Annotated in this window: 11 protein-coding genes; 9 read left to right on the forward strand and 2 right to left on the reverse strand. The window is 68.5% G+C overall.

The genetic code is table 11. From position 1 onward, the window contains the following. Positions 1 to 93 precede the first annotated feature (93 nt). From purQ to FA743_RS13760, 6 genes are all read left to right on the forward strand, one after another. A complete protein-coding gene (gene purQ, locus FA743_RS13735) occupies positions 94 to 762 on the forward strand; it encodes a phosphoribosylformylglycinamidine synthase subunit PurQ (RefSeq protein WP_136886676.1) in 669 nt (222 codons plus the stop codon). Positions 763 to 842: 80 nt separating this feature from the next. Continuing rightward, positions 843 to 2,618 carry a sensor histidine kinase gene (locus FA743_RS13740; RefSeq protein ID WP_136886767.1) on the forward strand — a complete coding sequence of 592 codons (1,776 nt, stop codon included), beginning with the start codon at positions 843 to 845 and terminating at the stop codon, positions 2,616 to 2,618. A gap of 22 nt (positions 2,619 to 2,640) precedes the next feature. Next, positions 2,641 to 3,966 (forward strand): sigma-54-dependent transcriptional regulator, encoded by a 1,326-nt coding sequence (locus FA743_RS13745; RefSeq protein ID WP_136886677.1) that lies wholly within the window; start codon positions 2,641 to 2,643, stop codon positions 3,964 to 3,966. 527 nt (positions 3,967 to 4,493) lie between these two features. After that, positions 4,494 to 5,681 carry an O-succinylhomoserine sulfhydrylase gene (gene metZ / locus FA743_RS13750; RefSeq protein ID WP_136886678.1) on the forward strand — a complete coding sequence of 396 codons (1,188 nt, stop codon included), beginning with the start codon at positions 4,494 to 4,496 and terminating at the stop codon, positions 5,679 to 5,681. Between the two features lie 87 nt (positions 5,682 to 5,768). Further along, complete coding sequence (gene folE2 / locus FA743_RS13755; protein ID WP_136886679.1) at positions 5,769 to 6,746, forward strand: GTP cyclohydrolase FolE2; 978 nt, start codon at positions 5,769 to 5,771, stop codon at positions 6,744 to 6,746. A gap of 174 nt (positions 6,747 to 6,920) precedes the next feature. After that, the gene (locus FA743_RS13760; protein ID WP_136886680.1) at positions 6,921 to 9,287 is read left to right on the forward strand and encodes an ATP-dependent helicase; all 2,367 of its coding nucleotides are present in this window, start codon (positions 6,921 to 6,923) and stop codon (positions 9,285 to 9,287) included. On the opposite strand, the gene FA743_RS13765 is transcribed toward FA743_RS13760, so the two are convergent. Continuing rightward, complete coding sequence (locus tag FA743_RS13765; protein ID WP_136886681.1) at positions 9,251 to 10,078, reverse strand: EcsC family protein; 828 nt, start codon at positions 10,076 to 10,078, stop codon at positions 9,251 to 9,253. The genes FA743_RS13760 and FA743_RS13765 overlap by 37 nt on opposite strands. 52 nt (positions 10,079 to 10,130) lie before the next feature. After that, entirely contained in the window at positions 10,131 to 11,051 is a 921-nt protein-coding gene (locus FA743_RS13770) for a cation diffusion facilitator family transporter (protein ID WP_136886682.1), read from the reverse strand. A gap of 200 nt (positions 11,052 to 11,251) precedes the next feature. Here FA743_RS13770 and FA743_RS13775 point away from each other — a divergent pair, with 200 nt between their 5' ends. From FA743_RS13775 to deoC, 3 genes are read left to right on the forward strand one after another with little or no spacing between them, the layout of a single operon-like run. Continuing rightward, a complete protein-coding gene (locus FA743_RS13775; protein WP_136886683.1) occupies positions 11,252 to 11,530 on the forward strand; it encodes a hypothetical protein in 279 nt (92 codons plus the stop codon). A gap of 13 nt (positions 11,531 to 11,543) precedes the next feature. Further along, on the forward strand, positions 11,544 to 12,110 hold the full coding sequence (locus tag FA743_RS13780; RefSeq protein WP_136886684.1) for a DUF1523 family protein: 567 nt from the start codon (positions 11,544 to 11,546) through the stop codon (positions 12,108 to 12,110). After that, entirely contained in the window at positions 12,107 to 13,045 is a 939-nt protein-coding gene (gene deoC / locus FA743_RS13785; protein WP_136886685.1) for a deoxyribose-phosphate aldolase, read from the forward strand. Before FA743_RS13780 ends, deoC begins: the two co-directional genes overlap by 4 nt. The last annotated feature ends 3 nt before the right edge of the window (positions 13,046 to 13,048 follow it).

Consider the following 13,048-nt stretch of genomic DNA (forward strand, 5'->3'; position numbering starts at 1 on the left):
GGATCGCCGCAAGGCGATGGGGGGCTGGCCCCCCTTTCTTTGCCGGCCAAGCTGCGCTAAGGGCAGGCCATCCCCGTGTGCAGGAGTCCCGCGATGAAAGCCGCCGTCGTCACGTTTCCCGGATCGAATTGCGACCGCGACCTTGCCGTCGCGCTGGAGCGGGCGGGCGCGCAGGTCACGCACGTCTGGCACAAGGACAGCGCGCTGCCCGAAGGGACTGACCTCGTGGGTGTGCCGGGCGGGTTCTCCTTCGGCGACTACCTGCGCTGTGGCGCGATCGCGGCGCAGTCGCCGATCGCCGGCGCCCTGAGGGACCATGCGGCGCGGGGCGGCTATGTGCTGGGCATCTGCAACGGGTTCCAGGTGCTGACCGAGCTGGGGCTGCTGCCCGGCGCGCTGATGCGCAACTCGGGCCTGACCTTCCTCTGCAAGCCCGCCACGCTGCGGGTCGTGACGGCGGACAGCGCCTTCACCTCCGGCTATGCGGCGGGCCAGCAGATCGCGGTGCCCGTGGCGCATCATGACGGCAACTACCAGATCGCCCCCGAGGGGCTGGCGGCTTTGCGCGATCAGGACCGCATCGCCTTCACCTACGGGCCGGGGATCAACGGCTCGGTCGGCGATATCGCGGGCATCCTGTCCGAGAACCGGCGCGTGCTGGGCATGATGCCCCATCCCGAGCGGGCCGCAGACCCGGCGACCGGCGGAACCGACGGGCTGGCGCTGTTCGAGGGCGTCGTCTCGACCCTGGCGCATGCCTGACTTGAGCCGGACGTCACTTCGCCCTAGATTGCCTGATCGGATCTTGCAGGGCGGACCGGTGCGTGACCACTGACGACGACATCGAGGACAGTGCCGAACGCCAGCGCCGCCGGGGGCCGCGACTGGTCAATCCCTGGTGGCTGCGCGCCACCATCGGGCTGATCTTCCTGGCCGCCCTCGGGACCATCTGGACCACCAATGCCTGGCTGACCGACCGCTTCTCGGAAAACACCCGGGTGCGGTCCGAGTTGCGGCTGGCGCTCTACAGCGGCAACCTGATGTCCGAGTTGCAGCGCAACTCGGTCGTGCCCCTGCTGCTGGCGCGCGATCCGGCGCTGATCGGGGCGCTGAACGGCAACGACTTCTCGACCACCTCGGCCCGGCTGATGGCGGCGCAGAAGGAAATCGGCGCGGCCTCGATCCGGCTTCTGGACGCGTCGGGGCGGGTCGTGGGGGCCACCGACCGCTATCAGATCGGCACCAACAGCGTGGCCGCCCCCCAATATGTCGAGGCGCTGCGGTCGCGCGACACGGTCTTCACCGTGTCCGAACTGGCCTCGGGCATCCACGAATTCGCCTATTCGCGGGCAGTCGTCTCGGAGGGGCGGACGCTTGGCGTCATCGTCGTGGGCGCGGACCTGACGCGGCTGGAGCGGTCCTGGGCGGGCATCTCGGATGCGGTGGCGGTCACCGACAGCGAGGGGGTCATCATCCTGTCGACCGAGCCGCGCTGGCGCGGCCTGACCCTGCCCGAGGCGCTGGCGGTGCGCGACGCGCCCTCGGCGATCCGGCGGGCCTTCCAAGTGACGGCCGACTGGACCTCCAGCCCCGCCGACGCCTATGTGCAGGGCCGCGCGGTCATGCAGTCCGAGGCGCGGGTGCCCTTCCGGGGCTGGCGGATGATCAGCTTCACCGCCTATTCCTCGGTGCGCGAGCGCGTGAACGCGATCCTGGCCCTGCAGATCATGGGGTTCGCGATCCTGCTGGCGGGCGCGTTCTGGGTGCTGTCGCGTCGCGCGCGGATCCAGAGCCAGGCCTATATGCGCGAATCGGCGGACCTGCGCGCCCTGAACGCCCGGCTGACGCGCGAGATCGCGGAACGCGAGCGCGTGCAGAAGGAATTGCGCGTGGCCGAGCAGACCATGCAGCAATCCTCGAAACTGGCGGCCCTGGGCGAGATGTCGGCGGGCGTCAGCCACGAGCTGAACCAGCCGCTGGCGGCGATGAAGACCTATCTGGCGGGCGCGCGCCTGCTGCTGCAGCGCGGCCGCCCCGAGGAGGCGCTGTCCAGCTTCCAGCGCATCGACGATCTGATCGATCGGATGGGGGCGATCACCCGGCAGCTGAAATCCTATGCCCGGAAGGGCGGCGAGGCGGTCGAGCCCGTCGATCTGCGCGCCGCCGTCAGCAGCGCGCTGACCATGATGGAGCCGCAGCTGCGCACGCGGCCGATCCGCGTGGTGCGCCAGGTCCCGCGCGAGCGGGTGATGGTCATGGCCGACCGCATCCGGCTGGAGCAGGTGCTGATCAACCTGCTGCGCAACGCCGTCGATGCGGTCAAGGACCGGCGCGAGGGCACGATCGAGATCAGCGTCGAGGCCGGGGCTCACGCCTATGTGTCCGTGCGCGATAACGGACCGGGTGTCTCGGACCTGGAAAAGCTGTTTGAACCCTTCTGGACAACCAAGAAGCCCGGCGAGGGCACGGGGCTGGGGCTGGCGATCTCGTCCACGATCATGGCGGATTTCGGAGGCCGCCTGACCGCCCATAACGAAACCACAGGCGGCGCCGTCTTCCGGGTGGAGCTGCCGCTGCACGTCCCCGGCCAGCCCCGTCAGGCGCTGGCCGCCGAATGATGCAAAACGAGAGGAACAGGGAATGTCCCGCAAGCTGAAGATCGCCATCGTGGATGACGAACCGGACATGCGCGAATCGATCAGCCAGTGGCTGGTCCTGTCGGGCTTCGAGACCGAGACCTTTGCCAGCGCCGAAGACGCGCTGAAGGTCATCGGCGCGGACTGGCCCGGCGTGGTGGTCAGCGACATCCGCATGCCGGGCATGGACGGGATGGCCTTCCTCAAGCGCCTGATGGGGCTGGACAGCAGCCTGCCCGTCATCATGATCACCGGCCATGGCGACGTGCCCATGGCGGTCGAGGCGATGCGGCTTGGCGCCATGGACTTCATGGAAAAGCCCTTCAACCCCGACCGCATGACCCAGCTGGCCAAGAAGGCCACGCAGGCCCGGCGCATGACCCTGGACAACCGCGCGCTGCGCCGCGACCTGTCCGAGGGCCAGCAGGTCATGTCCAAGCTGATCGGCGCCAGCCCGGTCATGGACCGGCTGCGCGAGGACATCCTGGATCTGGGCCAAGCCGACGGCCATGTGCTGATCGACGGCGAGACGGGCACCGGCAAGACGCTGGTGGCCCATGCGCTGCATGCCGTGGGGCCGCGCGCCTCGAAGAAGTTCGTGCCCGTGTCCTGCGCCGCCTATAACGACGAGGCGCTGGCCGCGCGCCTGTTCGGCCCGCTGGAGGAGGGGCTTCCGGCGGTCGAGGAGGCGCGGGCGGGCACGCTGTGCCTTGAGGATATAGAGGCGCTGTCCGAGGCGCTGCAGGCCCGCCTGCTGGCCTTCATCAGCGAGCAGGGGGCGCCTGCCGAGACGCGGATCATCGCCATCTCGAATGCGCGGGGCGAGGGGCGCCGGGCCGAAGATTCGCTGCGTCCCGACCTGTTCTATCGCCTCTCCGCGCTCAAGATCACCCTGCCGCCGCTGCGCGCGCGGGGCGAGGACATCCTGGCGCTGTTCACCCGCATGACCGAGCAGTTCAGCGAGGAATACGGCTGCGAGCCGCCGCAGGTCAGCGCGCAGGAGGCCGCCCAGCTGCTGCAGGCCCCCTGGCCCGGCAATATCCGCCAGCTGATCAACGTGGCCGAACGTGCCGTGCTGCAGAACCGGCGCGGCTCGGGCTCGATCGCCTCGCTGCTGATGGCGGATGGCGACGACAACCAGCAGGCCACCACGACCGAGGGCAAGCCGCTCAAGGAATATGTGGAGAGCTTCGAGAAGATGCTGATCGACAACACCATGCGCCGCCACCGGGGCAGCATCGCCAGCGTCATGGAAGAGCTGTGCCTGCCGCGCCGGACGCTGAACGAGAAGATGGCGAAATACGGGCTGCAGCGCGGCGACTATCTCTAGCGACGCCAAAGGGCCGGGGCCAGTGCGGCCTCGGCCCGGTCATCTGGGTCGGGGTTTCGGATGCGGCGGGCAGGGTGTGTCCACGGCGAAACCCGATGACGACAGCCGGCCAGGGGCGACAGGCGCGCCGCCCCCGGCCTGATTTCGGATCCGGTCAATGATTAACAAGTCAAATCGGTACGCAGCAAGCCAGGCCGCAGGATCCGGTTGGGCATGGTCTTGATTTACACTCCGCAACATGCGGTTAGGACAAAAAAGCACTGATCGTTTCACGTTGGACCGGAAGCAAAGCCTCTCGATCTCGTTAACGATTTAACTCTTATGATGATGCAAATCCAACTGTTCTTTTGGGTAGGTGCAGATATTATCACCTTGAAATCAAGAGTTTTTCTTTCATATCATGCAATTTGTCGGCTGGCCGACAAAAGGGGCGCTGATCTGGCACGATTGTCGCCGCGACGGGGTGGGACTTGCGAAGCGGCCCGGCGGGCAGTAGGCCTTTTCGGGACAACGGAAAGGCAGCCCGCATGAGCGTTTCGTCCGACAAGACCCTTCATCCCCGCACCCAGGCCGTCCATTACGGCACCCGCCGCAGCCAGTATGGCGAGATGGCCGAGGCGATCTTCCTGACGCAGGGCTTCGTCTATCCCGATGCCGCCTCGGCCGAGGCGCGGTTCCAGGGCACCGGCCCGGACGAGTTCATCTATGCCCGCTACGGCAACCCGACCAGCCGCATGTTCGAGGACCGCATCGCCGCGCTGGAGGGGACCGAGGACGCCTTCGCCACCGCCAGCGGCATGGCCGCCGTCAACGGCGCGATGTTCGCCATGTGCAAGCCTGGCGATCATGTGGTGGCGGCGCAGGCGCTGTTCGGATCGTGCCTCTATGTGCTGGACCTGCTGGTGCGCTTCGGCGTCAAGGTCAGCTATGTCGACGGCACCGATCTGGAGCAATGGGCGGCTGCCATCACGCCGGGCACCCGGGCGGTGTTCTTCGAGAGCATCTCGAACCCGACGCTGGAGGTGATCGACATCCGCGCCGTGGCGGATCTGGCCCATGCGGCAGGCGCGACCGTGGTGGTGGACAACGTCTTCGCCACCCCGGTCTTCTCCAAGGCGGTCGAGCAGGGGGCCGACGTGGTCGTCTATTCCGCGACCAAGCATATCGACGGCGGCGGGCGCGCCCTGGCGGGGGTCATCTGCGGCACCAAGCATTTCGTGCGCGAGGTGGCCGAGCCCTATCTGAAGCATACCGGCGGGGCGATCAGCCCGTTCCACGCCTGGATCATGCTGAACGGGCTGCAGACGATGGACCTGCGCGTGCGCGCCCAGGCCGGGACGGCGGCGCAGATCGCCACCGCTCTGCAGGGCCATCCGCGTCTGGAGCGGGTGATCTATCCGGGTCTGGCCGATCATGCCCAGCACGATCTGGCGATGGCGCAGATGGGCTCGGGCGGGACGATGATCGCGATGGAGGTCGCGGGCGGCAAGGAGGCGGCCTTCGCCGTGCTGGACCGGCTGCGGATCATCGCCATCTCGAACAATCTGGGCGATGCGAAATCCATCGCGGTCCACCCCGCGACCACCACCCATTCGCGCCTGTCGGACGAGGACCGGGCCACCCTGGGCATCACCCCGGGGCTGCTGCGCCTGTCGGTGGGGCTGGAGGATGTGCGCGACCTGACTGCGGACCTGCAGGCCGCGCTGGAGGGCTGATCCGGGCCGGGCATCGCATCCTGCCTGCGACGGGCTGACAAAGGCCGTCGCAGGCCCTATATGGGCCCAGTCCGTCCCGGAGGCCCCATGACCGAGATCCGCCCCCTGACCCCCGCCTATCCCGCGCTGGCCCGCGATTACGACGCGGGCTTTCGCGTCGATCCGGCCTACAAGGACGGGCTGCCCGACCTGCAGAACGGCCCGGCCAGCCTGATCGTCGGCGCGCGCGCGGCGATCCAGCATGTCGGTATCTCGAACTTCCGGCTGCCGATCCGCTATCTGACCCGCGACGATGCCCAGGGCGCCGGCGGCGAGATCACGCTGGAGACCAGCGTGACCGGCACCGTCAGCCTGGAGGCCGATCGCAAGGGCATCAACATGTCCCGCATAATGCGGTCCTTTTATGTCCATTCCGACACGCAGTTCAGCCTGTCCGTGCTGGAGGCGGCGCTGGACGACTACAAGACCGACCTGGACGCGCTGGATGCGCGGATCCAGATGCGGTTCTCCTATCCGATGCGGGTGGACAGCCTGCGCTCCGGCCTGTCGGGCTGGCAATATTACGACATCGCGCTGGAGGTGATCGAGGCCGCGGGCACGCGGCTGCGGGTCATGCATCTGGATTACGTCTATTCCTCGACCTGCCCCTGCTCGCTGGAACTGTCCGAACATGCCCGCCAGACCCGGGGCCGGCTGGCCACGCCGCATTCGCAACGCTCCATCGCGCGGATCTCGCTGGTGATGGAGGGGCCTGACCGGCTGTGGTTCGAGGATGCGATCGAACTGTGCCGCCGCGCGGTGCCCACCGAGACGCAGGTGATGGTCAAGCGCGAGGACGAGCAGGCCTTTGCCGAATTGAACGCCGCCCATCCGATTTTCGTCGAGGACGCCGTGCGGGCCTTTGCCGCCCAGCTGATCGCCGATCCGCGCATCGGCGATTTCCGCGTCGTGGCCTCGCACCGGGAATCGCTGCACTCGCATGACGCGGTCAGCCTGCTGACGGGGGGGGCGACCTTCGCGCAGGCCTCGCTGGATCCCGGCACCTTTGCGGGGTTGACCGTCTAGGGGCCCTTTGCGTCCTGCGCCGGCGGGGGGCCGGCCCCCCGCACCCCCCGCCGGGAGGGGCTGCGCGCCCCTCCCGGGCCCACCCGGCGGGATATTTGCGGACCGTTGCAGGAGCGAGAACGGAGGGTGAACGGTGGGCTTTCCCTGCGGGCCGGGGAAGGGTATGGTGGGGGCATGGACCTGACCGACGACCCTGATCGCCCGACCGCCGTTCCCCTGTCGCAGCGCGCCGTCGCCGCGCGGCCCGCCCCCTATCTGGAGGGGCTCAACCCCGCGCAGCGGGCCGCCGTCGAGGTGCTGGACGGGCCGGTGCTGATGCTGGCGGGCGCCGGGACCGGCAAGACCCGGGCGCTGACCACGCGGATCGCGCATCTGCTGATGCTGGGCCGGGCGCGGCCGGGGCAATTGCTGGCGGTGACCTTCACCAACAAGGCCGCGCGCGAGATGAAGACCCGGATCGCGCGTCTGCTGGGGGATACGGTCGAGGGGATGCCTTGGCTTGGCACCTTCCATTCGATCAGCGTCAAGATCCTGCGCCGCCATGCCGAGATGATCGGACGGGACGGGCTGCATCTGAAGCCCAGCTTCACCATCCTGGACACGGACGACCAGATCCGGCTGCTGAAGCAGCTGATCCAAGCCGAGAACATCGACGAGAAGCGCTGGCCCGCGCGGCAGCTGGCGCATCTGATCGACGGCTGGAAGAACCGCTGCATCGGCCCCGGGTCCCTGCCGCGCGGCGAGGGCGAGGCCTTCGACGGGCATGGGGGCAAGCTGTACGCGGCCTATCAGGACCGGCTGCTGACGCTGAACGCGGTCGATTTCGGCGATCTGCTGATGCATTGCGTGACGCTGTTCCAGGCGCATCCCGATGTGCTGCGGCAATGGCAGGAGCGGTTCCGCTATATCCTGGTCGACGAGTATCAGGACACCAACGTGGCGCAATACATGTGGCTGCGTCTGCTGGCGCAGGCGCATCGCAACATCTGCTGCGTGGGCGATGACGACCAGTCGATCTATGGCTGGCGCGGCGCCGAGGTGGGCAACATCCTGCGCTTCGAGAAGGATTTTCCGGGCGCCGAGGTGATCCGGCTGGAGCAGAACTATCGCTCGACCCCGCAGATCCTGGGGGCGGCCTCGGGGCTGATCGCGGCCAATCAGGGGCGCTTGGGCAAGACGCTGTGGACCGATGCCGAGCCCGGAGAGCCGGTGCGCCTGATCGGGCATTGGGACAGCGAGGCCGAGGCGCGCTGGATCGGCGAGGAGATCGAGGCGTTCCAGGGCGGGCACCGCGCGGCCCTGGGCCGGGTGGGCCTGGACGACATCGCCATCCTCGTGCGGGCCAGCCACCAGATGCGGGCCTTCGAGGATCGCTTCATGACCATCGGGCTGCCCTATCGGGTGATCGGGGGCCCGCGCTTCTACGAGCGGCAGGAGATCCGGGATGCGATGGCCTATTTCCGGCTGGTCGTGTCGCCCGACGACGACCTGGCCTTCGAGCGGATCGTGAACACTCCCAAGCGGGGCCTGGGCGACAAGGCGTTGCAGACCATTCAACATGCGGCCCGGCAGAACGGCGTCAACCTGCTGGAAGGCGCGCGGATCGTGGTCGAGGAGAAGCAGTTGGGCGGCAAGGGGCTGGCCAACCTGCGCGATTTCGTGGGGCTGATCGGGCGGTCTCACATGGCGGTGCGCGACGGCGTGGGCCATGTCGAACTGGCCGAGCGGGTGCTGGACGAATCGGGTTACACGACCATGTGGCAGACCGACAAGTCGCCCGACGCGCCGGGGCGGCTGGACAACCTCAAGGAACTGGTCAAGGCGCTGGAGGAATTCGAGAACCTGCAAGGCTTCCTGGAGCATGTCTCGCTTGTCATGGACCGCGACGATGGCGAACAGACCGAGCAGGTCAGCATCATGACCCTGCACGGCGCCAAGGGACTGGAATTTCCCGTGGTCTTCCTGCCGGGCTGGGAGGATGGGCTGTTCCCCAACCAGCGCGCCATGGACGAGCAGGGCACCAAGGGGTTGGAGGAGGAGCGGCGGCTGGCCTATGTCGGCATCACCCGGGCCGAGCGTCTGGCGACGATCACCTTCGCGGGCAACCGGCGCCTTTATGGCCAGTGGCAGAGTGCGCTGCCCTCGCGCTTCATCGACGAGCTGCCCGAGGAGCATGTCGAGGTGCTGACGCCTCCGGGCCTCTATGGCGGCGGCTATGGGGCGGCGATGGCGATGGCCGGGGGCACCCGCATGGAGGAGCGGGTGCAAAAGGCCGACGTCTACAACTCGCCGGGCTGGAAGCGGATGCAGGCGCGGGCGGCGGACCGGCGCGGGCCGGTGCATCGCACGCCCGTCACCATCGACGCGGCCCCCGCCTCGCGGTTCACGGTGGGCGACCGGGTCCTGCATGCCAAGTTCGGCGAGGGCCAGATCATCGGCATTGCCGAGGAAACCCTGACCGTGCAGTTCGAGGCCGGGTTCAAGAACATCAAGGCCGCCTATGTTCAGCCGGCGGGCGGGGGCGACGACGTGCCCTTCTGAACCGCGCGCCGCATCCGGACGCCAAGGCCCCGGGGGGTGGTGCGGGCGCGGGCGAGGGCTTGGGCATATTCGGCGTCCATATCCAGATCGGGATGATCCTGGGCCAGCCGCAACAGGCGGAAATGGATCTGCGCCACGCCCTCGTAGTAATCGACGAAGGCATAGTTGATCGCCGCCCCCGTGACCGCACCCAGCACCGGCACCGCCTGCGCGCCCAGCTTGGTCGTCAGCCGCGCCGCGAATTGCGAGGCGAAGCGCGAGATCAGCGCGGACACCGTCTGGCCATTGGTCAGCAGGCGGTTGGCCAGGAAGGACTTGGCGGCGGCATCTCCATCCTCGCCCGGCTCGCCGAACTGGAACACCGCCAGACATTCCAGCCGCACCATCGGGTCGGTCGTGTCGAAGCCGTGCTGGCGCGCGACCTTCTGGATCGAGTTGAAGATCACCGTGGTCGAGGCGACCAGATCGGGCACGATCCCCGCCAGCCCGAACCAGCCCCCCGCCGCCCCGCTGGCCACCGCCGCCGCGCGATTGGCGATCAGCGGTGCCTGGCGCACGAGGCTGATGCCGTCGCTGCGCCCGGACAGGTCGTAGAGCTGCTTGAAGGCGCTTTCCAGGACCTTCTCCAGCTGGATGGGCGACATGCCCAGAAGGGTGGTCGCGGCGCCCTCGGTCAGGCGGCCCACCGCCTCGACCCCGCGCATCAGCACACCGCGACTGGCCAGCTGGCGGGCGGCGAGGCGGTCAAGCTCGGCGGTCAGGGCGGCCTTGGGGTCCAGCGGCAATGTCATGGGCGGGTCCTTTCCGATGTGCAGACAGATCTGGGGAGGCCGGGGCGCGTCGTCAATCGGCCCATTCGGGATCGGTGGTGAAGGCGATGGTCAGCCAGCGATGGTCGATGTCGCCGCCGATGGCGGTGCCGATCTCGTCGCGGATGGCGTCCCATTCCTCCAGATGCATGGGCGGCCAGCCGGTGGGGACGATGAAATACAACTCGATCTGGCGGCCCCGGCCCACGCGGGCGACATAGGCGCGATGGCCCAGAAAGCCGTAGCGGGCGCAGGTGGCCTCGGCGATGCGGTCGATCTCGGCCTTCATGGCGGGGGGCGTGATCAGCAGGATGTCGGCCAGAGCCTGCCGGATCGTGGGGACGGGCAGGGGGATCACCACCAGACAGACCAGCGCCAGCACCGCCGGGTCGACATAGGGGGACAGCGGCTCCAGCGGGGTGCCCCGGATCGCCCAACCGAAGACGAAGGCCGCCAGCAGCGCCCCCGTCAGCGCCGCCGAGATCGTCCAGCCCTTCACGTCCAGCGCCACGAAGCCCGACTTGATCCTGCGGTTGGCCCGGTGGTTGTGGATCGCCATGCCGACGGCCACGGCCAGCACCAGCGCGGCGTAAAGGATCGCCCGGCCGAAATCCAGATCGCGCCCCCCGGCCAGCAGGCTGCCCACCGCCGTCACCAGCGCATAGATCGCCGCCCCCGACAGCAGCACGCCGCTGAGGCCCAGCACCATCGGCTCCAGATGCCAGAAGCCCATGGTGAAGCGCTGGACCAGCAGCGCCTGGCGCCGCTCCGACAGGCGCGAGGTGATCAGGGTCGAGACCAGCAGCGCCACGGTCGTCATCATCGCGTCGGTCAGCGCATAGATCCCGTCGAAGGTGATCGAGGCCGAGCCCGACAGGATGCCCATGCCGATGCCCGCCAGGGCCACGGCGAAGGTCATCGCGATGGACAGTCTCAGCACGCTCTGTTCGGTCATGGCGGGTCTCCTTGCGGCGCAACACCCGAAGGGGGCGGCCGGTTTCCCGGGGCGCAGATGACGCCGGACCGGCGCCTTGCGCAAGGGCCCCGGGCTGCGGCTTCGGGCGACGGGGCATCTGGCCCCCGCCGCGGCCCCCGTGCTAGACCGATGCCCGAGGGATGCAAGGCGGCGGCGGCCGGGAAGGCGGGGGCTTCAAGGTGGCACTGATCCGGCTGTGGCTGGTCCTGTTCGCGCTGCAGGCCCTGTTCTATGTGCTGCTGCGCCTTTACGTGCGGTCGCAGCAGGTCGAGCGGCTGGAAAACCGGTGGGATGCCCGCCATCCCGACCAGGCCGGGAACGCCGCCGCGCGGCGGGCGTTCGTGGCCAAGGCGATGACCGGGTTCAACCGCAGCCTGCGGGCGCGGCTGACGCTTCTGGTCTTCGTGCTGCCGACGCTGGCCATCCTGGGCATCGTCATCTCGGTCAACTGGCAATAGGAGCTGCCTGTTCATGTATTATCTGCGCGTCGTCATCGGGGTCCTGTTCGGCGTCCTCATCTTTGCCCTGCTGGACTACACGCTGCCCTCGAAGAACACGGTCAGGATCTCCAACACCTACAACCGGCTGACCGAGATCCCGCCCTCGGCAACGATCTTCTGGGCCTCGGACAGCACCGGCACGGTCGAGAACGCCCAAGGCCAGCGCGACGTGCGCTTCATCGACACGGTGCGCCCGGGCGGCAGCGTCTTCGTCTATCGCAACGAGGATACGGGCTGGGTCTGGCCGCCCTATTTCAAATATGACAGCGCCAACCTGCAGGCCGAGGCGACCAACCTGCAATCGGGCACCGCCAGCCCGATCTGGGTCAGCGTGACGGCCTATGGCTGGCGGCTGCCCTGGATGTCGACCTATCCCAACGCCATCTCGATCAACACCGTCGCGGGGCCGGACGACCGGCCGCTGAACTGGGCGGCGATGATCATCTGCGCCGTCCTGCTGGCACTGCTTGTGCTGGTCTGGCGCATGTGGGGGCAGTTCCGCCAGCGCGGGATGCCGCGCCGGGGGGGCCGCGCATGACCAATCCCGGCACCGACCTGCGCCCCGACTGGTTCGAGGGGATCCGCATCAACACTCCCGCCGTGGAACGTCGCGCCGCGACCCTGCCCGCGCGGCGCAGCCTCAAGAAGGACCACCAGGCCGCCTGGCTGCTGAACGCGGTACGCTGCATCGACCTGACCACGCTGGCGGGCGACGACACGCCCGACCGCGTGGCCCGGCTCTGCGCCAAGGCCCGCCAGCCCATCGCGCCCGAGCTGCTGCAGGCCGTGGGCGTCACCGGCCTGACCACCGGCGCGGTCTGCGTCTATCCCACGATGGTCGCCCCCGCCAAGCGCGCCCTGGGGGACAGCGGCATCCCCGTGGCCAGCGTCGCCACCGGCTTTCCGGCAGGGCTGATGCCCCTGGACCTGCGGCTGGCCGAGATCCGCTATGCCGTGGATCAGGGCGCCGACGAGATCGACATCGTCATCACCCGCGCCCATGTCCTGCAGGCTAACTGGATCGCGCTTTACGACGAGCTGCGCGCCATGCGCGAGGCCTGCGGGACCGCGCGGATGAAGGCGATCCTCGCCACCGGCGATCTGAAGTCGCTGGAGAATGTCGCCTGCGCCTCTCATGTCGCCATGCAGGCGGGGGCGGACTGGATCAAGACCTCGACCGGGAAGGAGGGCGTGAACGCCACCCTGGCCGTCAGCCTGGTCATGTGCCGCACGATCCGCGACCACCACGCCCGCACCGGCGTCAAAGTGGGCTTCAAGCCCGCAGGCGGCCTGCGCACCGCCAAGGATGCGATCAGCTGGCAGGTGCTGATGGCCGAGGAGCTGGGCCGCGACTGGCTGGCCCCGGACCTCTTCCGGATCGGCGCCAGCAGCCTGCTGGGCGACATCGAGCGTCAGATCAGCCACCATGTCACGGGCCGCTATGCGGCCTCCCACCGCCTAGCGCCAGCCTGAGGT

The organism is Paracoccus gahaiensis (genome assembly GCF_005048225.1).
GTDB lineage: Bacteria > Pseudomonadota > Alphaproteobacteria > Rhodobacterales > Rhodobacteraceae > Paracoccus > Paracoccus gahaiensis.

Excerpts from the sequence above, each read along its gene's own strand:
- deoC (WP_136886685.1), top strand. The coding sequence starts at position 12,107 with ATGACCAATCCCGGCACCGACCTGCGCCCCGACTGGTTCGAGGGGATC.
- purQ (WP_136886676.1), top strand. The coding sequence starts at position 94 with ATGAAAGCCGCCGTCGTCACGTTTCCCGGATCGAATTGCGACCGCGAC.
- metZ (WP_136886678.1), top strand. The coding sequence starts at position 4,494 with ATGAGCGTTTCGTCCGACAAGACCCTTCATCCCCGCACCCAGGCCGTC.
- FA743_RS13770 (WP_136886682.1), bottom strand. The coding sequence starts at position 11,051 with ATGACCGAACAGAGCGTGCTGAGACTGTCCATCGCGATGACCTTCGCC.
- FA743_RS13745 (WP_136886677.1), top strand. The coding sequence starts at position 2,641 with ATGTCCCGCAAGCTGAAGATCGCCATCGTGGATGACGAACCGGACATG.
- FA743_RS13765 (WP_136886681.1), bottom strand. The coding sequence starts at position 10,078 with ATGACATTGCCGCTGGACCCCAAGGCCGCCCTGACCGCCGAGCTTGAC.
- FA743_RS13760 (WP_136886680.1), top strand. The coding sequence starts at position 6,921 with ATGGACCTGACCGACGACCCTGATCGCCCGACCGCCGTTCCCCTGTCG.
- folE2 (WP_136886679.1), top strand. The coding sequence starts at position 5,769 with ATGACCGAGATCCGCCCCCTGACCCCCGCCTATCCCGCGCTGGCCCGC.
- FA743_RS13780 (WP_136886684.1), top strand. The coding sequence starts at position 11,544 with ATGTATTATCTGCGCGTCGTCATCGGGGTCCTGTTCGGCGTCCTCATC.